This is a genomic window from Enterobacter sp. BIDMC 26, assembly GCF_000534435.1.
GTDB classification, from domain to species: Bacteria; Pseudomonadota; Gammaproteobacteria; order Enterobacterales; family Enterobacteriaceae; genus Enterobacter; species Enterobacter ludwigii.
Map to the genome: position 1 here is coordinate 2238343 of NZ_KI973182.1, position 22465 is coordinate 2260807.

The window sequence follows — 22465 nt, forward strand, 5'->3', positions numbered from 1 at the left end:
TGTTATCCCTGCTGAACTTTCAGTGCCTGCGCCCACTGACGGGCAGACTGGTCAAGTAAGGTGTATACCGCCTCGAAGGCCTCATGGCTTTTGCGATATGGATCGGGGATTTCGCGTTCATTGTCCCAGTGACCAAACAGCATCACCTTGCCGCGCATCTCCGGTGCGATATCACACAGCGCATGGATATGGCGTTTTTCCATCGTCAGGATCAGGTCATACTCCCGGCACATACGGCCGGTGACCTGACGGGCGATGTGCCCGTCGAGAGAAAGGTTATGATCGCGGGCCACGCTCGTTGCGCGCTCATCGGCACCTTTACCGACCAGCGCACCCAGCCCTGCGGATTCAACGGTCAGTTCGGGCTGGTAGAGTTTCAGCAGCCGTTCAGCCGTGGGGGAACGGCAAATGTTCCCCACGCATACCACCAGAATTTTGTTAAACATCGCGGATTACCAGGTATGAATGTCGCGCGCCGTATCCGTCATGTAGCGAACGCCACTGATGGTTGGCAGCAACTGGTTGATCAGACGGTTCCAGCGGGCAACCGGTGCGGTGGTGACATACACCACATCGTATGGCTGGAGACGGAACTCCGTTGCCATCACCAGAGACGTCGCATCGGACATATCCAGCTGGTAGATGTTGGCAATCTTGCCTTTCGCACTGCCCTCACCTTTCAGCGGACGGATCACGAAGATACCGGTGGCGTTGGAGGTGGTCAGATCAATACCCTCTGCATTACCCAGCGCTTCGGTCAGGGTCATGCCGCTGAAGTCCATTTTGAGGGTGCTCTGTTTCTTAACTTCGCCCATCACGAACACTTTCAGATCGTCATTGCGCGGTACGTAGAGAATGTCGCCCGGATAGAGCAGACGGTTCTGAGTCAGGTCACCGTTTTGCATCAGCGCCTGCAGCGAAATGCGCTGCTCTTTGCCGTTGTGCGTCAGAACCACGTTGCGCCAGTCGGCACCGTCGGTTAAACCACCAGCGGCGTTAATGGCATCCAGAACGGTCAGCGGTACGTTGGTGATGGCCTGTTGACCGGATTTATTCACCTGTCCGGAGATATAGGCTTTTTGCGAGCGGAATGCGGCGATATTAACGTCCACCTGCGGATCGGCGATGTACTGCGCTAAGCGGCCGGTAATATCACTGCGGATTTCGGCGAGCGTTTTCCCGGCAACGTGTACCTTGCCAATATAGGGATAGAACATGGTGCCGTCTGACTGTACCCAGTTACCGGTGTCGCTTGAGCTACGGTACTGGCCCGCTGGTGTGGTCAGTTCAGGGTGGTCCCAGACGGTGACGTTGATGACATCACCCGGCCCCACGCGGTACTGGTAGGAGGCAATCTCCTGATCCAGAGACATATTCGGCTGAGCAACATTCGGACGTGGACGTAATTGTTCGACCAGACGTGGCGTGAGTGGATAAACATTCACCATTTTGTCGAGATCAAAATCGGCATCCTGCTGCTTGATCACATCCTTACCCATTGTTGACATATTGCTGCCGGGAAAGACCGTACAACCACTCATCAAGGTCACAGACACCAATAATGGCATCAATTTCATTTTGGATTTCATCATTGATTATTTATCACTTTGGCAGAGTAATTATCCTGTGCAATTTAAAATAAGCCGGGTCGTATTGGGTTTCAGCATGCAGTTAATCAAATAGAAATATAACTGGCATCAGTCCTAAAAAAAGCTTATTCATCCATTGGCTATTGACAGAATAATCGAGGCTGATTCACACGCTTTCAGGCACGCTACCGCCCTTGGCTTTCAGTTACCAATCCACTGACTAAACAATGTGTTATGGATAGACACCCTCTTGAACAAGGTCTTCTGGAAATATATCAGCCGCAAAAACGCCCGACGGATAATCAATAACCATTCCTGAAGACCGAAACAATAATAGCAACAAGGAGATTTAACATTTGATGCTGGAGGAATTGTTGCAGCTAACCTAATAGCAGGCAAGGAGACAACTGTCCTAATAACTGTTTTTAAGATTAATATTAAGAGCAAAGTTTTGACCTTTTAGGATTTTCTTTATATTGACAAAGCAACAATAAAAACCATTAATTGCGATATATCCTAAAATGTACTGTGCGTAATAAAATATACGTAATTACCTTATTTACAGCGCCAGCGTATTGCTCTCTTTTTGTTCGGCCTTATTAAGAGAAATCTCAGCCCGGCATTGCAATTTCCCGCCGCTTTATCCATGATCGAAGTGTGACATTCGTCATATAACAGAAGGTATTGCTATTACTATGGAATGGATTGCCGATCCATCAATCTGGGCCGGACTGGTGACGCTGGTCGTCATCGAATTGGTGCTCGGTATTGATAATCTGGTCTTTATCGCCATCCTCGCCGAAAAACTGCCCCCTTCTCAGCGTGACCGCGCTCGCGTAACGGGCCTGCTTTTGGCGATGGTGATGCGGTTGCTGCTGCTGGCCTCTATCTCCTGGCTGGTCACGCTGACACAGCCTCTGTTCTCCGTTCACGGCCTGAGCTTCAGCGCCCGTGACCTGATCATGCTCTTCGGTGGCTTGTTCCTGCTGTTTAAAGCGACAGTTGAACTTAATGAGCGGCTCGAAGGCAAAGACAGTGAAAACCCGACCCAGCGACGCGGGGCAAAATTCTGGCCTGTGGTGGCGCAAATCGTGGTGCTGGACGCCGTCTTCTCACTGGACTCGGTGATCACCGCCGTCGGGATGGTTGACCACCTGGCCGTGATGATGGCCGCAGTGATCATTGCCATCACGCTGATGGTGATGGCAAGTAAAGCCCTGACCCGGTTCGTTAACAGCCACCCGACCATTGTTATTCTCTGCCTGAGTTTCCTGCTGATGATTGGCTTTAGCCTGGTGGCAGACGGGTTTGGATTCCACATTCCGAAAGGCTATCTGTATGCCGCCATTGGTTTCTCAGTAATGATTGAAGCGCTGAACCAGCTGGCGATATTCAACCGTCGCCGCTTCCTCTCAGCAAATCAGACGTTACGTCAACGCACGGCCGACACGGTCATGCGCCTGCTGAGCGGGAAAAAAGAGGATGCAGAACTGGATGCGGAATCCGCCGCGATGCTTGCCGATCACAGTGACGGGCTGATCTTTAATCCGCAGGAGCGACTGATGATTGAGCGGGTGCTCAATCTGAATCAGCGGACGGTCAGCAGCATCATGACATCACGGCATGACATTGAGCATATCGACCTGACGGCACCGGAGGAGCACATTCGCGCCCTGCTGGATAAAAACCAGCACACCCGCGTGGTTGTCACCGGCGGCGAAGAGGAAGAGGAGTTGCTGGGCGTGGTGCACGTCATCGACCTGCTGCAACAGCAGCTGCACGGTGAAGCACTCAATCTGCGCGCCCTGGTACGCCAGCCGCTGGTCTTCCCTGAGGGACTGCAGCTGCTTTCTGCTCTTGAGCAGTTCCGTAACGCGCGTACTCACTTTGCCTTTGTGGTGGATGAATTCGGTTCCGTTGAAGGACTTGTCACGCTCAGCGACGTCATGGAAACCATCGCCGGTAATTTGCCCAACGAGGTGGATGAGATTGATGCGCGCCACGACATCCAGAAAAATGCCGACGGGTCGTGGACGGCGAACGGCCATATGCCGCTGGAAGACCTGGTGCAATATGTGCCGCTACCGCTGGATGAAAAACGCGAGTATCACACTATTGCCGGTCTGCTGATGGAATATTTGCAGCGTATCCCGCAACAGGGAGAAGAGGTTCAGGTGGGCGACTATCTGCTTAAAACGTTGCAGGTTGAGAGCCACCGTGTACAGAAGGTACAGCTCATTCCACTGCGGGATGAAGAAGAACTGGACTATGAGGTTTAGTGAGTTGTTTTGCCCGGTAGCATGTGCGCTACCGGGCGCTCGGGCATCAAAGCTTATCTAACAGCTTTTTCACATCCTTCCCTGACTGTGAATCTTTATTCCGATCCGCCCAGTCGTTCAGACGACGTTTCGCTTCGTCCTGCAGATGTTTGCGCAGGATCTGATCCACCTGAAGGCTGTAATTCAGCGCCTGCCATTTGCCATAAACAGTGAGCGGAACCGGCGTCTCTTTAAGGAAGTCGATCAGTTTACTTTCACCCTGCCAGCCGGAAAGTACCCGCACGTTAAATCGGGTATCCGCCGTCTCTTTCACCAGATCCAGCTTACCTTCACCGGTTAACGACAGGAGTGAAGAGGTCCCCTGCATTCCGTCGAGAGTGAGCTGCCCGTTGTCCAGCGTCAGGTCAGTGGTAAAGCTGTCGAGGCGCGTTGCGCTGTCGTAGTTTTCCTGGGCTTTAACATCACTGCTGCGCTCCACCGCCTGCTGCACCAGCTGCTGGAAGTTAAGCCCTTCCATACGGGAATCTTTCAGGTCAAGATGAGCCTGCCCCTGCCATTCGCGGCGGAAAGCCTCAGCATCAATCTTCGTCCCCGAGAAGTCACCCGCCAGCGTCAATTGGCCCGTTAAGGAGATCGGGTAATTAAAGGCTTTAAGGATGGTACCAATCTCAACGTTGTCGAGACGCGGCTGGAATTCGGCGCTGGCCGTCTCTTTACGCACGTCCAGCGTGCCCGGCAGAGAAAGATGTCCGGCACCCATTTTGCCGCTCAGTTCGGAGATCACCAGCAAACCGTTATGGTTAAACATCTGGCTGCTCACGTCGGTAAAATCGATACCGCGCCAGCGCAGGCTGTTAGCTTTCAGTAAGATATCGGCCGTGAATCCACGAAGACCGTTATAGTCTGGCTGATCAAGACTCGAGGAGATGACCGGACGCGGCTTGGACGGCTGGCTTTGCCCATTCTGAGCAGCGTTACCGTCGGTTGCACCTGCTGGCTGAGGCGGAAGTAAGTTCTCCAGATTGAGCTTGTCAAACTGCAGATTCATTACCCACTTCGGCTTCTCCTCAAGCGTGACGCTCGCCTGCCCTGTCAGACTGCTGTCGTTCGCCTGCAGATTGAGGTTATCCAGCTCAAGCTGTTTTTGCTCTTCGCGCCACACGGCCTGCAGCGTTCCCTGACCGGTGATCCCCTGGGCAGGAAGATCGGCTCCCGTCAGTTGCCAGTTCAGTTGCTGAATATCCGCCGTGAGCTGATGGGGGTAATCTGAGGCATTCACGTTGGCGTTCAGCGACAGATTCAGATCGCGCTGATCGCGGTTCAGCCTTCCGCTAAACTCCAGCGAGGCAACATGATGGTCGTCCTGCTCCATCTTCAGGTTGATGTTACGGACGGTTACCTGCTCGTCGGACTCATGCTGGAAAACCAGCACGCTGTCGGCGACTTTCAGTTTGGCTATATCAAATGACCAGCCCGTATCCGTCGGCTCGTCGGGCAGCGTATTTTCCCGCGGGGCGACCGGTGCATCCGAGTCACGCACGGCTTCAGTTTGCGGCGTCAGCTGAATCACCGCCCCTTTCAGCATCACCTGGTCGACCTGCAACTGGTGTGAAAAGAGCGGGATCAACGCCACATCAAGACGCATGTTATCGGCAGAGACCAGCGGCTGGGAGGCACCCGGCGCGGTTAACGACATGCGGCCTGAGAGAATGCTGAGTTGCGGCCAGACGTGCCAGCGCAGCGGCCCATCAAGCTTCAGTTGATAACCACTACGCGCTTCGACCTGCCGCACCATGTAAGCACGGAAATCATTAGGGTTAACAAGCAGGACTAACGCCGAAAGGCCAGCAACCAGAACCACCAGCAAAATCATCAGCGTTGTCAGAACTCTTCTCATAGCATCCTCAGTGGACTAACGATCAGTCTTTATCAATACGGCTCGCGACCGCACCCTGCTGGTCGCGATATTTAGCGTCCTGACGGCGGTTATAAGGACGATCTGCCGGACCGGTTAGCGGTTCAAAGCTCAGCGCACCGATCATCATCCCCGGACGCAGTGCCAGAGGCAGTTTACCGGCATTGAAGAACTCGAGCACGATACGGCCCGACCAGCCTGGATCGATACGGTGCGCGGTCACGTGAACCATCAACCCCAGTCGCGCCAGAGAAGAACGGCCATCAAGCCAGCCGACCAGGTCCGCAGGCAGCGTCACGGATTCATAGGTCACCGCCAGCGCCAGTTCACCCGGATGCAGATAAAAGGCTTCGCCCTCGTCAATAACGATTTCATCACTCATCACGCGATCAAGCGCGGCGCTGACTTCATCCTTCGGCCCGCTAAGGTCGATGAACGGTGCGGTATGGCCGCTAAAGGTGCGGAATTTATTTCCCAGGCGCACATCAACAGTCACACCATTGATACGCTCCACGGGTGGACGTGGTGTAATAGACAGACGGCCTTCATCCAGCCAGGCTTCAATATCGCGATCACAAAGACGCATCGCACTTTCTCCTTTCATGCATCGTACCCTGAAGCCATAAAGACTCAGGGCAAAACCAGGTTATCCCTGAACGGTACACAATTCGCGCGGCTTATTCAAAAAACTGGCTGATTTTCGCTTTTAAGATATCAATGGCTATGCGGTTTTTACCGCCGCGAGGCACGATGATATCGGCGTATTGCTTGGATGGTTCAATGAATTGCAGGAACATCGGGCGGACAGTTTTCTGGTATTGCGCCATCACGGAGTCCATCGAACGTCCACGCTCATTCACGTCACGCTTAATGCGGCGCATCAGGCAGATATCCAGCGGCGTATCGACGAAAATCGAGAAGTTCATTGATTCACGCAGACGGGAGTCGGTCAGAAGCAAAATACCTTCAAGGATAATGACCTTCTTCGGTTCGATACGGATCGTTTCCTGCGTACGGGTATGTTCTACATAACTATAGACGGGAAGTTCAATTGCCTGGCCGCTTTTAAGTGCTTCTAAATGCTGGAACAGTAAGCTGTGATCCATCGCATTAGGATGGTCATAGTTAGTTTTTACGCGTTCTTCCATCGACAGATGGGATTGATCTTTGTAATAGCTGTCTTCGGGAATGACGCCGATATGCTCATCACCAACTTGTTCACGCAGTTCGCGGTAAAGCGTACTGGCAATAAGACTTTTACCTGAAGCCGATGCGCCGGCGATGCCTATAATGACGCACTGATGAGACTTATCAGTCATAAATTTAGCGACCTGATTAACCTGGATGTTAAGGAAGGACGACGCCGGAGCGTCAAACGCGGCAATTATAGGGATTTCGCGGGCATGATACCAGTCGAAAGCGCAGGTTCTGCGAGACAGGGTGAAAAGCGACGAAATGATCCCTTTGTGAAATTTAAACGCACGTTTTTTCAGCGTTTGCCGGGGATTTTTTACCGAGTAACTATTTAATAAGTCTATGATGTCAAATTATGAGCAGTCGCCATATGAATTGTAAATTGTTTGTACTAGCATAAACCAAATTATCAAATTCACTCGTCCGGACTTCTCTCCTGACGGCATGGCGTCTCTGGATAAAGCGGTAATGAATAAACAATACCAGCGGGTTTTGGTTACCACCCCACATCCTTTATTGCGACTTGTCTGTCTGGGCCTGGTCACCTTTATCTTTACCTTATTTTCGCTGGAGCTGACCCGCTTCGGCACCCTGCTCGCCCCGCTCTGGTTCCCTACCGCCATCATGATGGTGGCCTTTTACCGTCATGCAGGAAAGATGTGGCCGGGTATCGCTCTGGCCTGCTCGTTTGGCAATATCCTGGCCGCGTGGATGCTTTTCTCCTGGTCGTCGATCAACCCGACCTATACCGTTATCAACGTGGTTGAAGCCGTGATTGGCGCGGTGTTACTGCGTAAACTGCTCCCGTGGTATAACCCCCTGCAGAATCTGAATGACTGGATCCGTCTGTCCATCGGCAGTGCGCTGGTGCCACCGCTGGTTGGCGGGGTGCTGGTGTATCTTCTGGTGCCGGGTCCGGAGCCGCTGCGTAATTTCCTCGTCTGGGTGTTATCAGAAGCCATTGGCGCGCTGGCGCTGGTGCCGTTAGGGTTACTGTTTAAACCTCATTATCTGCTGCGTCACCGCAACCCAAAATTGCTGCTGGAAACGCTCGCCACCATGGCCGTGACGCTTGCTCTCAGTTGGATGGCGATTACCTGGCTGCCGTGGCCCTTCACCTGCGTTATCGTTCTGCTTATGTGGAGCGCCGTGCGCCTGCCACGAATGGAGGCGTTTCTGGTGTTTCTGGTCACCGTGATGGTGGTCTCGCTGATCATGACGCGTAACCCTGCATCCATGACGCCGCAAAACCTGCTGGTGACGCTAAACGCGCCCTGGCTGCCCTTTTTGATGATGCTGTTGCCGGCCAATATTATGACCATGGTGATGTATGCCTTTCGCGCCGAACGCAAACATATCACCGAAAGTGAAGCGCGTTTTCGTAACGCAATGGAGTATTCCGCCATCGGCATGGCGCTGGTCAGCATTGAGGGGCAGTGGCTTCAGGCCAATAAAGCCCTGTGTAACTTCCTGGGATACAGCCAGACGGAGCTTCAGGCCCTCACCTTCCAACAGTTAACCTGGCCGGAAGATTTGAATACCGATCTCGAACAGCTGGAGCAGCTGGTCAACGGCGACATCAACACCTACACCCTTGAGAAGCGTTACTACACCCGCAATGGTGAAGTGGTCTGGGCCCTGCTTGCCGTCTCCGTGGTGCGCCACACCGACGGTTCACCGCTCTATTTTATCGCCCAGATTGAAGATATTAACGACCTGAAGCAGACCGAGTGGGTCAATAAACGCCTGATGGAGCGCATCACCCTCGCCAACGAAGCGGGCGGTATCGGCATCTGGGAGTGGGATCTGGAGCCAGACATTATCAGCTGGGATAAGCGGATGTTTGAGCTGTATGAGATCCCGCCGCACATCAAGCCCACCTGGCAACTCTGGCACGAAACGATGCTCCCGGAAGACCGCGCTCACGCTGAAAAGGTGCTCAGGGATTCCCTCATTTCACGTTTGCCGTTTAAGCTTGAGTTCCGCATTCGTGTTAAAGAAGGCGTGCGCCATATACGCTCTCTGGCGAACCGGGTACTGAACAAACAGGGTGAAGTCGAACGCCTGCTCGGCATCAACATGGACATGACCGAGGTGAAGCAGCTCAACGAAGCGCTGTTCCAGGAAAAAGAGCGTTTGCACATTACCCTCGATTCCATCGGCGAAGCGGTGTTGTGTACCGATATCGACATGAATGTCACCTTTATGAACCCGGTTGCCGAGAAGATGAGCGGCTGGCTGCAGACCGAGGCTATCGGGCAGCCAGTCCTGAAGGTGTTGCACATCACCTTTGGTGAAAAGGGACCGCTGATGGAGAATATTCACAGCGGCGATATGTCCCGTTCCGATATAGACCAGGACGTGGTGCTGAACTGCCGTACCGGCGGCAACTACGATATCCATTACAGCATCACCCCGCTCAGTACGCTGGACGGGCAGAACATTGGCTCCGTGATCGTAATTCAGGACGTGACGGAATCGCGCAAAATGCTACGTCAGCTCAGTTACAGTGCCTCGCACGATGCCCTCACCCACCTCGCAAACCGGGTCAGTTTCGAAAATCACCTCAAACGGCTCTTACAGACCGTACAGGAGACACGCCAGCGTCATGCGCTGGTGTTTATCGATCTCGATCGTTTTAAAGCCGTCAACGACACCGCAGGCCATGCGGCGGGTGATGCTCTGCTGCGGGAGCTTTCGTCATTAATGTTGACCATGCTCCGCTCCAGCGACGTGCTGGCTCGTCTCGGCGGGGACGAATTCGGGTTGTTGCTCCCGGACTGCAATATCGAAAGCGCGCGTTATATTACCGGCCGCCTGATTAACACCATCAATGACTATCACTTTATGTGGGAAGGACGTCTGCACCGGATCGGCGCCAGCGCGGGTATCACTCTGATTGATGAAAATAACCATCAGGCTTCAGAAATCATGTCACAGGCGGATATCGCCTGTTACGCCTCGAAAAACAGCGGACGCGGCGTCGTCACGGTTTACGAACCCCAGCAGGAACGGGACCACGGCATGCGCAGCATGATGTCGCTTGATGAGCAGTGGCACATGATTAAAGACAATCACCTGATGATGATTGCCCGCAGCGTCGCGTCTCCACGGATACCGGAAAGCTGCAACTTCTGGCTGATTTCATTACGCCTGTGGACCAGCCAGGGCGAAGTGCAGGAAGAGCATGCGTTCCGCTCCGGACTTGCGGAGCCTGAACTGTTGCACGCCCTTGACAGACGTATCTTCAACGAGTTTTTCCGCACCTCCGCCGCACAGGTCGCCCACAAAGGCATGGGGGTCGCGCTTCCGCTGTCTGAAGCAGGTTTAGCAAGCGTCACGCTGGTTGATGAACTTGTCGACCTGCTGGAGAAGAGCCCCATGCCAGGCCGTCTGCTGCATCTGGTTATCGCTGCCGACGTGGTATGTAACCCGGATAAGAACCTGCAGCAAGGCCTGCAAAAGCTTCGCCATGCTGGCTGCCGCGTCGTGCTCAGCCAGGTGGGACGCGATATGAACGTCTTTAGCCACCTCAGCGCCAATATGGCCGATTATCTGATGCTTGATACGGAAATGGTGACGAATGTTTATGGCAACCTGATGGATGAGATGATGGTGACGATCGTTCAGGGGCACGCCCAGCGCCTGGGCATGAAAACCATCGCTGGTCCGTGTAACCAGCCCATCATGATGGACACGCTCTCCGGCATCGGCATTGATTTTATTTACGGCGACACCATCGCCGAGCCGCAGCCGTTGGATCTACTGCTTAATACCAGCTATTTCGCCATCAACTGATGGCGCCCAGCCGTCGGTATACCAGATGTGCAGCAACGCATACGAGCGCCAGGGCTGCCAGCGCTGGGCGTAGCGCCGAATTTGCGCAGGCGTCATCCCGGCAAAACGTTGCTTTATCAGATAATCATCCGGCAGAAAAACGTCCTTCGCCTGCCAGCCACGCAGGGCCAGGTAGTTTGCCGTCCAGCGTCCTATTCCGGGCCGCTGCTGTAAGGCTTTCATTCCCGCCTCAATATCCGCAGGAGGGGAAAGCGGAAACGTCCCGTCCACCACAGACTGAGCCAGGTGAACGATCGACTCCGCCCGCTTTACCGGCATTCCAAGCGCTTTCAACGCCAGCGGGTCCGCTGCGGCCAGCGCGTGCGGGGTCGGGAAGCAGAGATAACCCGGGGCGTCTTCAACCGGCTCCCCGCACAGGGCGACAACGCGGGAAGCCAGCTTTGCCGCCATCGCCACGCTAACCAGTTGCCCGAGTATCGCCCGCACACCCTGCTCCCAGGCATCCATCGCCCCCGGCAACCGTAAGCCTGGCCGTGCGGCCCCCAGATCCCCCAGTGTCGAGCGGATCGCCTGAGGATCGCAGCCAAGATCGAAAAGTCGCCCGATACGCTCAAGGCAGGTCTGCGCAACCGGAATCAAGCCCGGGCTGAGCGTCACGGCAAGCGTAGGGGTTTGGCTGTCCGGCGTAACGCGAAATATCCCCTGATGCCCCTCGCAGGCGAAACTGCGCTCGTAATAGTGGTCCGTGACGGTCTCTACGCCCGCTACCGCACGTGCGCTAAGGAAACCAAACATCCATTGCCAGTCGTAAGGGGGTTGCCAGGTCAGGGTATACATCATCGCTCCTTTTTTGTTCCCCTCAGCATAAACCGAAAGGCCTTGTTTCGCCTTGCTTTCATATTCCTGTTGTCGCCAGGCAGACATTTCGCTAAAGTCTCGCCCCTTCTCACTGGCATGGGGACTAATCGTGTTTATTGGATTTGACTACGGTACGGCAAACTGTTCGGTTGCCATTATGCAAAACGGGCAACCACAGCTCCTGAAGATGGAAAACGAGAGCACGCTGCTGCCATCAATGCTCTGCGCACCCACACGAGAAGCGGTCAGCGAATGGCTGTTCCGTCATCATCAGGTGCCCGCTACCGCAGCGGAAACCCAGGCGCTGCTGCGCCGGGCGGTCAGTTTTAACCGCGACGAAGATATCGACGTGACCCCTTCCAGCGTGCAGTTTGGCCTCTCATCGCTGGGCCATTACATTGACGATCCGGAAGAGGTTTACTTCGTTAAATCACCGAAGTCGTTTCTGGGTGCCAGTGGGTTAAAACCACAGCAGGTGGCGATGTTCGAAGACCTGGTGTGCGCCATGATGCTGCACATCCGTAACCAGGCGCAGACCCAGGTACCCGATCCCATCACGCAGGCCGTTATTGGTCGCCCGATCAACTTCCAGGGTCTGGGCGGTGAAGAGGCTAACCAGCAAGCGCAGGGGATCCTCGAGCGCGCCGCACACCGAGCCGGTTTCCGTGACGTGGTCTTCCAGTATGAGCCGGTAGCGGCAGGACTGGATTTTGAAGCCACATTAACGCAAGAGCAACGCGTGCTCGTTGTGGATATTGGCGGGGGCACCACCGACTGCTCTTTACTGCTGATGGGGCCACAATGGCATCAGCGTCGTGACCGCGAAACCAGCCTGTTGGGCCACAGCGGCTGCCGCGTAGGCGGTAACGACCTGGACATTGCTCTGGCATTTAAAAGCCTGATGCCGCTGCTCGGCATGGGCGGACAAACCGAAAAAGGCATTGCCCTGCCAATTCTGCCCTGGTGGAACGCCATCGCCATCAACGACGTTCCGGCGCAGAGTGATTTTTACAGCACCGCGAACGGGCGCTTCCTGAACGATCTGGTACGCGACGCGCAGGACGCGGATAAAGTCGCCCTGCTCTATAAAGTGTGGCGTCAGCGTCTCAGCTATCGCGTGGTGCGTACCGCTGAAGAGAGCAAAATCGCCCTCTCTGACCGTGCTGAACACGCTGTCTCATTACCTTTTATCAGTGATGAGCTGGCGACCGCGATATCGCAGGAAGGGCTGGAAACGGCACTCGCCCAGCCGCTGCAGCGGATCCTCGAGCAGGTGCAACTGGCGCTGGAGAATGGTAAAGAGAAGCCGGATGTGATTTACCTGACCGGCGGTAGCGCCCGTTCACCGCTTATCAAGAAAGCGCTGGCGGAACAGCTTCCGGGTATTCCGATTGCCGGTGGCGATGACTTTGGCTCCGTAACGGCAGGTCTGGCCCGCTGGGCACAGGTGATGTTCCGTTAAGCCCCGACGGAAGCCCTCGAAATGCGCAGGGCTTCCGTCGTTTACAGCGCGTTAAAACGCGCATTTTCCTTTTTACCTGGCAGCACGCTGCCCTTTTTACATGCCGCTTCTCTTGTCGCCGGCTGGCTTTGCTCGACGAATCGCCGGAAATCAGCGAACGGCACCGGGGGCAGGAAATGATACCCCTGCAGGTAATCCACCTGTTTGCTGATAAGCCACTCTCGCTGATAAGCGTACTCCACCCCTTCCGCCACGGTACGCAGCCCCAGAATCATCGCCAGATTAATAATCGATTCCAGCATCGGCAGCGGTTGGTTATCAGCCTGGATAGCGTTGATAAAGGTCTTATCAATTTTTATGACATCCAGCTCGAGTTCATTCAGATAGCATAAATTCGCGTATCCTGTACCAAAGTCATCCAGAGCAAACATCACCCCGCGATTACGCAGTGAACGGATCAGTTCTTTTATTGCAGGCGTCACGGCCAGCGTTTGATTTTCGGTGATCTCAATCATGAGCTTCACCGGTAACGATTCTGTCAGCTCTAAAAAATTGAGGCACTCCCAATAAAACACCGGGTTACTTAACGTGGTTGGACTGACATTAAACGCCACAAACAGCGGTGTATTTAACCCGTTGCTCTTTTGCTTTAAGTCACTGGCAACTTTATGCATTAAATAGCTGGTGAGTTCGTTAATCAGGCCACAACTTTCTGCCAGCGGAATAAATTCTCGCTGCGAAATGGTGTAATTATGCCCTAATGGCCAGCGGGCCAAAATCTCTATACCGCACAGCTCACCGCCTGCACCGACAACGGGTTGATAATAAGGTAAAATTTCATCATTTTTGAGTGCCAGACTCAGACGCCCCGCATCATTATTATCATAACTACGCCCGGTGGATTTGCGCATTAGCATACTGTTCTGCCCCACATCCCTTTCAGTCAGGAAACCATTGCGGATAAGAAAAATAATAGATTCAATAAAATTTTTAAAACCAAGCCTGTGCGTTATTTTATCCCGGTAGCGATACAGGGATTTTGTGGTCAATGAATTTGCCCGGCAGAATTCGGCCTGCCCCTCTTTCGTCATCATGGCATTAAGCATGTCTGCCTCAAATTCGGTTAACGCGAAAACGTCCAGCTCATCTGATTTTACGCGTGATTCCGGTTGCGGGGTGGTCATCAGTATACGCGTGAGTATATCGATGACGGTCGTATAATGCAGTGTTACATCAATTGAGGTACTGTATTCATAGCCTCGATTAATACACTCATTTTCGCTCACCCTGAGAACAACGCTGTTTACCATGATAAACTGGCTACTGTTACGATGTAGCCATTTCTTCACCAGGAAAAAGGGCATCCGGTTATCAACAATTAACAGACAGGAGTTGTATTGCTGAAAAGAAAGGTCTGACTCTGATATAAATGTCTGACTGTCGACCAGTACCAGATTAGGCAAAAAAGCCCTAAGCCCGGCGAAAAGATAAATGTCATAACTGAGCAGGAAGACCTTTTTCTTATTCATAATAATCACCATCACGTTTTCATTGTAAAACGCAGCCTTCCCGAACAGGAAAGTGTATTCACAATTGACCTGGTATTCACATAGACTTAAGGTAAAACAAATAAAATGCCTTTAGGTTGCATAGTGTGTAGTAGCTCATCCCCCTTACAATAAAACTGAGCGCAGGGGAATGATAAGAATATTCTTGCTGTATCGGTAGCGAATTCTGAGGTCCGAAATGAGTACAAACTTATGCGCTTATATTCACATTCAGACAAACTTTAGTGATAATAAACCCGATTTTAACAGAATAAAAAGCCATAAATAATGCGACACATAGGTTATTATTTCAGGATAAGGCGATACCCTATTCTGAGGATTACGCTGCCCGACACACCAACAGGGTGCGTCGCAAATCGCGTATACCGTACACATTGTGCGCAATATGCATTATTTTATAATAGAAGTTGTGTTGCTTAGACATAATTAATCCCGTGATCTCATCAGGCAAATCATCATTATCATTTTTGATCACAGAAACCCGTTGGGTACGTATGTAGCCGTCACTATCATTACCTAAAAATTTAAGCATCGTGGAACGGTTAATGGCGTAGCTTTTCCCATTAACATTAATCACGCCCACTTGTGACAATACCCCCTCTTCAGCAGATGATATCCTGAAAACCAGCAATACCTCCCCTTCGATGTGCATACCTGTTTTTTGCGTATTGAGCACAAGATGGTTCTTCGCTGAGCATACCAGCGCTGCCGGAACCTCATGACGTTTAAATAAAAACAAAAAAATGATAACAAGCACTACGGCAAGACTAAAATACATAATTTTCGCACGCATGTGCAACTCCCCGGGAGCCTAACGTACAAATACTGAAAAATGATTCCTTTAGTTTATTACCTGCAGACAATCCATTGTCATCATAAAACACAATGACCTTATTTCTTCCCTTACAGATAGATTTGAATTGCTGCCATCGGGATGAATTCAAAAAAGTGGATATTTTCTCAACTGAATTATCATCTGTCGTAAATATTTCACAGGAACCGGATTTTTGTACATGCACGACACCATCGGTATCTCGTAATAATTTTGGCAGAAGGACAAAGCCAGATACCACCAGGCTGATGCCTAACATTCCGCCAACGATCATTTTACCGTATCGCCTTAACCCGGGTTTGGTGGCGGAGGTTAATGCAGTGATGCTATGCGGCAACGCATCTTCTTTTACGTTTTCGATCTGCGCCTGAAAAACAAATCCTTCTCGGGGGATAGTTGCGATCAGATTATCCATTCCCAGTTCTGCTAACGTTTTGCGCAAAAGACTGACATTTTTATTCAGACTGTGACCTGATGGGATCAACCCATACCTTCCCCACACTTCTTCTATAATCAGATCCCGATATAATTGTTTGCGGTTATTCGCAATAAAGAGCTCCAGTAATCTTGCCGTTGCAGCGGACAGAACCACTCTTTCTCCCTGTACACTTAGCGCTCTGGTCTCTGAATCGTATACAATATGATCATTGATTATCTTTTTCATCCGGGAACTCTTTTATTATCGGCGGCAATGCCAGCACGCAGTACAGAATATATTCCCAGAGTTCAGTTAGCAATATAAGAACTGTTTCTTTAAACTTTAACTGTTATTTTTAAAACAACCATCCCCTATCGGTATATATTTTTTCAACGCAACGATGAATTTTTTATTTTTAGTGTTTAACGCGCTGCTTTGGTAGGTCTCTCCAGGCAGCAGGTAGCGCATCGTCGCCTCGTCATCGGTTGACTGGCATCCCTTGTGTACGATGATCCTGAAAAACGTATTGCCGGTATTTGTCAGCACCCCTTTTTGCTCATCCAGAGTATAATCTAGCGTCAGCTTTCTGGGCCTGACCACCAGTATCGTATCCAATGCAATAGCGGGCACAGCTTCACTTGCTTTGCCTGAATGACGTTCAGCAAACAGCGTTACCGGCATCTCGCGAAACTGAATCCGGTAGTAACGCTCTTTGTCATCCTCGGGCCCGCGATAGAAGATCTTAAAATACTCCCCGGCGTCCGGGGCGAGCGAAAACGTGAGCGGTGTAAACAGCAACTCCCCGTCCTCTATTGGCAGACGCTTTTCCCCACCCGGTCCTGGACGGTCGATTTTAATCGCCGAAATGCTGTACACATTCTGTTTGTGGCTGTCGTTGTAAATACGTTTGCTAATGAACGACCGCTCTGCGGGGATATCATAGATCGTGGAGTCCAGATACAGCGCGTGGGCAGAAAGCGTGTAAAGCGCAATGCAGAGTCCCACCACACCCTCCGTGACCTTCCGCCAGCGCATCATTTTGTTACTCCCAGCCAGTTCGCGGTGACTTTGATTTCACCACTGGCGCTGACCACGCCTTCCCAGTCAGCGCCAGCCACCGTCAGTGCTGAGCGGGAATCATTCATCGGGAACAGCAGCGTTAAGTTGGTGCTGAAAAAGCTGCCATCATCCGTGTTGTTGGCATCCCATGGCACCTGTTGCCATAACGCATCGTTCAGACTAATGGCATTTTCACTGCAGCTGTTCCTCACCTGAGTAGGGCTTCCCGACGCGGTGTTGTATTGCAGATAGGCAGGGACAGGCACGTTTATCCCCCCCTGGGCCGACGTAAACAGGCAATAAGGGGTATCGTTGATTGTCGTGCTGTCCCCGATAACCTGGGCCGTAATACTGTCAGCCTGACGGGGTCCCGATACGGTGACGACGTAATCCATCTCGATCGGCGCGTCATCTCCGATGGTGCCGCTTCCACTGGCAGAGGCCGTATTATTCGATGAGACAATGCTAATCCCATACTCCTTCGGCACAATATTGAGCTGCAAAGAGGGGGTAAACTGGTAATAGCCTGACTCCGGGGTTAATGCATTCGTAAACGCAAACGTAAAGGGCTGGCTGTTGGTAATACTGACGCCTGCATCCACCAGATTCTTAAGGAATGTTTTCGACAAAAAGACATAGATATACTGGCCAGATGTCGAAAAGACGTTGTAATACGCCGTCGAGGCGCTGAAGTTATACCATGTCGAGCCATTTCCCGAATATTTCACGGTGGTTGCGGAAGGGGTAAAACCCAGTGCAGCAGAATCGATATACGCTCTGAACGTCAACGATGCCGTCAAATTTTGTGTCTGCTCAAGGTTGTATTTGACCATTTTACAAATTACGCCATCAACGTTACTGACGACACCCAGCTCACAGGATCCGGAATCATTTGTGATGCTTGGGGTTCCATCACTGGCGATCCACAGCTCCTGAAAGGCACTTGTTGATTCCAGCGCCAGATGTCCCCGCTTGTTTAACGTGTAATTGATGTAATTCCAGCGACCTGTGGTCTGATCCTTACAGCGTTGTCCTGAGGCGTAATCATAGTTAACCGAGGTATAGCAGCGGTTAAAAACATAGGTTTCGCTGCCACCCGTCGGCATATTACGAAAATACTCATAGGCTGAGTTGCTCAGCGAAGCAAAGCCATACGCTCCGCCAATAACCCCCGCCACGGATCCAACCTGCGCGTGGTAAAAACCATTGTTATCCACCCCCTGCCCGGCAATGTAGCCCGTCGTCGGACACTGCGAACCTCGGTAGCAGCGTATTCCTGTGAAAGGAGCATCAATGGGCGAATTATCAATCCACATATCCTGATAATTATTGGCCGGCGCAGTCCAAATGACATAACCCAGATAACCGAGGCTGACCTGGGATGTGCCGTATTTAACCCAGGTATTTGAGCCGCTGAAACGGGGATCTAACGCGGACGGCGTAATGAAATACTCACCGTCAATGTCGTTCTCGATAAATAAAAACGTGTTGTTGATCGCCCCTGACGATGAGGCGGTCAGTGCCCTTGCGGTGAAGGGAATCAATCCCGCCAAAAACAGGAGCGGAATAAAAACGGAAGCACTTTTTTTCATAGCATTATCTCTGCGCCATCGTGGTTTGCGGTGCACATTTAACATCCCCGACCCACGCAGCGCCCCTGGCTTTTTCCAGATCTAAATCCGCTTCGCAGATATTACCGTTGGCGGACACCAGGGTAATAACGGGATACTTCTTATCAATATCAATGGCGAACTCACCTTTCGCGTCGGTGCGCGTTTTGCCAATGTGGTTATGAATGTCGGTATTTGACGCCAGTTCACCATTGGGATATCGCACCCGGCCAAACACGGTCACCATGCTTTTCACCTCAGGTGACACCACGCCGACGTTACCGGGATAAAGGTTAAGCGCCTGTTTACGGCCCGAGACAATGTCAAAACTGTCTTCAGAGTTTTTATCATTCATAATTTCCAGCTTGTATTGCGCGTAAGGCGGGAGTGCAATAAAGCTCGATTTGCCGCTAAGAATATAATTTCGGTTATTTATTTTTGCGGCCAGCTTTCCATCACCCACAAGATCGGTTTTCACAATAATGCCCGAGCGCTGTCGCTCTTTGCTCAGACCAAAATCGCCGCCCGCCCAGGCAACGGAACCCTGAGAGGAGAAGTTCATATTGGTCGAGTTGTCCGCTGAACGGGTCACCGAAACCGTACCGCCGTTATAGCGGGTGTCATAACTCAGGTTGCCATTTACAGCGTAATTGTTGTCGTAGTTCTGCTCTCCACTCAGGCGAGTCGAGGCGGAAATGCCTGCAGACGTAATGACGCTATCCTCAAATTGTTTACGCGCGCTGATATTGCCCTGTGTTGCGCCGTAACGATCGCGTGAAACCCCGACACTCATCCACGAGGCCAGCGGCAGCGATAAATCCAGGCTGACATAGCGTTCCTGACGTCCGTCATCATTCGTATTGTTGTAGTAATAGCGCTGTACCCCGGCCCGTAACCCCACTGTGGCGTACCGTCCCGCATAGAGGGTGGTACTGTAATCCAGGTTCCGGTAGGTATTACCGGAATAGCGGTTTTCGGTCTGGCTGACCGTTAACGTGCCACCGTGCGGAATAAACCGGCTCAGGTTCAATGTTGCGCCAATCGAATAGTTATCCCGCTCCTGCACCGGCAGACGGTTACCGATTTTGCTGTCTTCCCGCGACGCCCACAGCGATCCAAACCCGCCTGGAGCATTAAGACTGGCGCTGCTGACGTTGCGCCATGTTCCGTCGTTCGCCACCAGCGTTTGTGTCCCGACGCTGACATATTCGTTGACGTTAAGAGTAATGTCCGTTTCATTGACGGCATTGTCATCAAACCCATAACCTGTCGTTTTCAGGGTGAGCCCGGAGAGCATTGCCAGGGTTAACGAGGCCGCACCACCCGCAATCCAGGTCTGTTCACTGCCGGCATCACGGTAATGATTGCGCTTATAACTCACGCGGTCGTAATCAAGTGAACCGCCAAAAATTTGCCATGCGACTTCATGCAGGCCTGCGGCCTGCTGGCGGGCAAAAATTTTATTCACACGACTGACGCGGGTGTTCACCGTCCGGCCATTGACCACGACATCCACCGTGACGTCATACACACCGTAAGGGAACCGGCTGGTGTCAATTTCGTAGCTGCCCATGTTGAAGTTCTGAACGCTTAACAAGCGCCCATCACGAAACACATGCACTTCACCGGCAGACGGTAAAAATATGGTTATTGGGATCAAGGACAGGGAGGTGTTTTCAACCACCGTACTGCCTTTATTGCCGTAGCTGAGGCCGTAGATCTTGCCGCCATTCAGCGCATTGAGGCTGGCGATCGACTGAACGTTCCAGGTGTCGAGCATGCCCAACGCCAGACGATAACCCTCATAATCGCGCTCATACATGGCACGATACAGTTTGCTGGAGCGGTTACTCTCGCCAATACCATAGACCGAGCCATTGATATTGAGGTGGTGCTCTCTCAACGAGGTGGTGTTATCCAGGGTTAAATAACTGCGAGAGCTGCTGCCATTGCGGTAGTCATTGTAATAGGTGCCAAAGTTGTAATTCAGCACAGTAGACAGTCGATCAACGCTGGACGGTCCCAGCAATGAACTGCGGGCGACCACCGCTTCAGTCAGGGCATCCCGACTGACAATCATCTCCAGATGAAAAGAGGAGACGTTTAATTTCAGCCGTGCGTCTCGCGAAAGGGCAAGAGAGGTATTGTCGATAAATTTCGCATCGCCTATTTTTTCCACCATCTCGCGCGTTTTTTCTGAAAGCACCGCGTTATTGGGCAAATCGGCAACCATAATGGATTTTACAACGATATTTCCCTCAACCAGCGAGATGACCGCATCAGCAATTTTTTGTTGGCTTTTTGTATCCGTCTCCTGGTAGCGGATATAAACGGGGACCGTCATCCCCTGTTCAAGAGAACGCGCGAATGCCCCTGGAATAACATAATTACCAATCTTAACCGGTGCAGAATGCGCAACCCCTGATGTTAGCGCATAAGAGAGTAATAAACTCCCTCCTATAAGATATTTAAAAGACATACGCATCCTTACTTTTCGGTATTTTTATTACTGGTACCGGAAATGACGCCGTGTATTACTTCACTGTAATAAATTGCTTGCCATGCCAAATCCCAATGCGGGTGCGACTGTTTGACACATCGCTTTTCTGCAATCTTATTTTTGTGCCTGGCATGACGTAATAACGCTCGCGACACCCGCGTCCCCGATCCTGTGACGCCTCTTTGCAGGCTCCGTAAGCAATGACCCGAAACGAGACGTTGCCTTTGTTGGTGATGACATCCCCGTCACGACCGTATTCAAATCGTTCCTTGCGTGGCGCCACGACCAGTATTGTCCCGATTTCTGCCGACGCTGTCGCAATCGCGGCTTTGCCAGCCTTAGTCGATGCGCTTTCGCTTACGGGTTCGTCAACCCACTGCAGCCGGTAATAACGTTCTTTGTCATCTTCAGGGCCCTTATAGAAAAAGCGAAAAACATCTTTCGCATCACCGGGTAAAATAAGGCTCGCCGGTGTAGAAAGTAATTCTCCCGACGTTTCAAATTGCATTTCTGTTCCGTCAGGCAGCGGTGAAGAGAGCCTTTTTACGGTAACGCTCACATAGCGGGCGGAATCAGTGGTGTTAATAATTTCTTTTGATAACGCGTTTTGATCGGCCGTCATTATCGACGTGATATCACCCACATTAATCGCCAGACTGGAAAAGGATATAGCCATCCCTGCCAGCGCTGCGAGTGGCAAATATTTCTTCATCAGTGCATTCCTGCGAAATTCGGGAGAGAGCCTCTCCCGAATTAATATTCATTACGCTGGAGTGGTCCAGGTTGCATTGAACTGAACTTTTACGTCACCCGTCCAGTAACCATCCGGCAGCGCAGAATAGTCAGTTACAGCAGTCGAACCGTCAGAAGTCGCTGAAGCGATGGAGAATTTGAAGCTGGACTGATCGCTTACACGCTCCGCGCCGTTATAGGCGCCATCGGCCAGCAGGCTTTCCAGACCTGAAGTGGAAGCCGCATTCACCAGAACGGTTTCGGCAGAGTTAGACAGCGCCTGACCATTCCATGCCACGCCCACATTCAGGGTAGATGCATCACCGCTTGCATTGGTCAGCGTATTGCTGATGACCTGAGCAGTCAGTTCAAAATCGGTTGCACTTTCCTGTCCCTGAATCGTCACATCAAAAGCGCCATCCTGAGTGTTAAACCCATTCAGGCCCTCTGCATACTGGAACGTCAGCGAGTTCAATGGGGTCACGACCAGCAGGCTGGTTGTATCTTTCGTTGCCGTTGCATCCCATGATGCGGTGGCAGATGCCGTAACATCAGCCATAGCATTTGCAGCAGCAAATACAGAAACCAGAGAGGCCACCAGTAATAATTTTTTCATTTTCATCTCCTGAGAACAAACGTACTGCCAGGTGC

Annotated in this window: 17 protein-coding genes; 3 read left to right on the forward strand and 14 right to left on the reverse strand. The window is 51.9% G+C overall.

Going from position 1 to position 22465, the window contains the following annotated elements; all coding sequences use genetic code 11:
- Window positions 1–2: 2 nt before the first annotated feature.
- Window positions 3–446, reverse strand: a complete 444-nt coding sequence (gene wzb / locus L462_RS12790) for a low molecular weight protein-tyrosine-phosphatase Wzb (protein ID WP_032678535.1) — start codon at window positions 444–446, stop codon at window positions 3–5.
- A 6-nt stretch (window positions 447–452) separates the two neighbouring features.
- Window positions 453–1592: a polysaccharide export protein gene (locus L462_RS12785; protein WP_014170829.1), complete on the reverse strand. Its 1140-nt coding sequence runs from the start codon at window positions 1590–1592 to the stop codon at window positions 453–455.
- A gap of 692 nt (window positions 1593–2284) precedes the next feature.
- Here L462_RS12785 and L462_RS12780 point away from each other — a divergent pair.
- Entirely contained in the window at window positions 2285–3868 is a 1584-nt protein-coding gene (locus L462_RS12780; protein ID WP_032678536.1) for a TerC family protein, read from the forward strand.
- A gap of 46 nt (window positions 3869–3914) precedes the next feature.
- Here L462_RS12780 and asmA read toward each other — a convergent pair whose 3' ends face one another.
- The 3 genes from asmA to udk all read right to left on the reverse strand — a co-directional run bounded on the left by asmA (window position 3915) and on the right by udk (window position 7102).
- Complete coding sequence (asmA, locus tag L462_RS12775; protein ID WP_032678537.1) at window positions 3915–5765, reverse strand: outer membrane assembly protein AsmA; 1851 nt, start codon at window positions 5763–5765, stop codon at window positions 3915–3917.
- A gap of 22 nt (window positions 5766–5787) precedes the next feature.
- Window positions 5788–6369 carry a dCTP deaminase gene (dcd, locus tag L462_RS12770; protein ID WP_020883257.1) on the reverse strand — a complete coding sequence of 194 codons (582 nt, stop codon included), beginning with the start codon at window positions 6367–6369 and terminating at the stop codon, window positions 5788–5790.
- A 91-nt stretch (window positions 6370–6460) separates the two neighbouring features.
- On the reverse strand, window positions 6461–7102 hold the full coding sequence (gene udk / locus L462_RS12765; protein WP_020883256.1) for a uridine kinase: 642 nt from the start codon (window positions 7100–7102) through the stop codon (window positions 6461–6463).
- A 343-nt stretch (window positions 7103–7445) separates the two neighbouring features.
- Here udk and L462_RS12760 point away from each other — a divergent pair, with 343 nt between their 5' ends.
- Window positions 7446–10775 (forward strand): diguanylate cyclase, encoded by a 3330-nt coding sequence (locus L462_RS12760; RefSeq protein ID WP_032679713.1) that lies wholly within the window; start codon window positions 7446–7448, stop codon window positions 10773–10775.
- On the opposite strand, the gene alkA is transcribed toward L462_RS12760, so the two are convergent.
- Complete coding sequence (gene alkA, locus L462_RS12755) at window positions 10740–11612, reverse strand: DNA-3-methyladenine glycosylase 2 (RefSeq protein WP_032679714.1); 873 nt, start codon at window positions 11610–11612, stop codon at window positions 10740–10742. The two genes, L462_RS12760 and alkA, sit on opposite strands and share 36 nt — an antisense overlap.
- Window positions 11613–11742: 130 nt before the next feature.
- On the opposite strand from alkA, the gene yegD reads away from it, so the two are divergent.
- Window positions 11743–13095, forward strand: a complete 1353-nt coding sequence (gene yegD / locus L462_RS12750) for a molecular chaperone (protein ID WP_032678538.1) — start codon at window positions 11743–11745, stop codon at window positions 13093–13095.
- Window positions 13096–13136: 41 nt separating this feature from the next.
- Here the strand turns inward: yegD and L462_RS12745 are convergent, their stop codons facing one another.
- The 8 genes from L462_RS12745 to L462_RS12710 form a co-directional block, all read right to left on the reverse strand.
- Window positions 13137–14624, reverse strand: a complete 1488-nt coding sequence (locus tag L462_RS12745) for an EAL domain-containing protein (RefSeq protein WP_050595778.1) — start codon at window positions 14622–14624, stop codon at window positions 13137–13139.
- A gap of 358 nt (window positions 14625–14982) precedes the next feature.
- Window positions 14983–15456 carry a hypothetical protein gene (locus L462_RS12740; protein WP_032678539.1) on the reverse strand — a complete coding sequence of 158 codons (474 nt, stop codon included), beginning with the start codon at window positions 15454–15456 and terminating at the stop codon, window positions 14983–14985.
- Entirely contained in the window at window positions 15431–16159 is a 729-nt protein-coding gene (locus L462_RS12735) for a winged helix-turn-helix domain-containing protein (RefSeq protein WP_032678540.1), read from the reverse strand. Before L462_RS12735 ends, L462_RS12740 begins: the two co-directional genes overlap by 26 nt.
- 96 nt (window positions 16160–16255) lie before the next feature.
- Complete coding sequence (locus L462_RS12730; protein WP_032678541.1) at window positions 16256–16951, reverse strand: fimbrial biogenesis chaperone; 696 nt, start codon at window positions 16949–16951, stop codon at window positions 16256–16258.
- Window positions 16948–18564 (reverse strand): fimbrial protein, encoded by a 1617-nt coding sequence (locus L462_RS12725; protein WP_164724163.1) that lies wholly within the window; start codon window positions 18562–18564, stop codon window positions 16948–16950. Before L462_RS12725 ends, L462_RS12730 begins: the two co-directional genes overlap by 4 nt.
- Before the next feature lie 4 nt (window positions 18565–18568).
- Complete coding sequence (locus L462_RS12720) at window positions 18569–21061, reverse strand: TcfC E-set like domain-containing protein (RefSeq protein WP_032678542.1); 2493 nt, start codon at window positions 21059–21061, stop codon at window positions 18569–18571.
- A gap of 55 nt (window positions 21062–21116) precedes the next feature.
- Window positions 21117–21794 carry an EcpB family pilus assembly chaperone gene (locus L462_RS12715; protein WP_032678543.1) on the reverse strand — a complete coding sequence of 226 codons (678 nt, stop codon included), beginning with the start codon at window positions 21792–21794 and terminating at the stop codon, window positions 21117–21119.
- 51 nt (window positions 21795–21845) lie between these two features.
- The gene (locus tag L462_RS12710; protein ID WP_020883247.1) at window positions 21846–22430 is read right to left on the reverse strand and encodes a common pilus major fimbrillin subunit EcpA; all 585 of its coding nucleotides are present in this window, start codon (window positions 22428–22430) and stop codon (window positions 21846–21848) included.
- Between the last annotated feature and the right edge of the window lie 35 nt (window positions 22431–22465).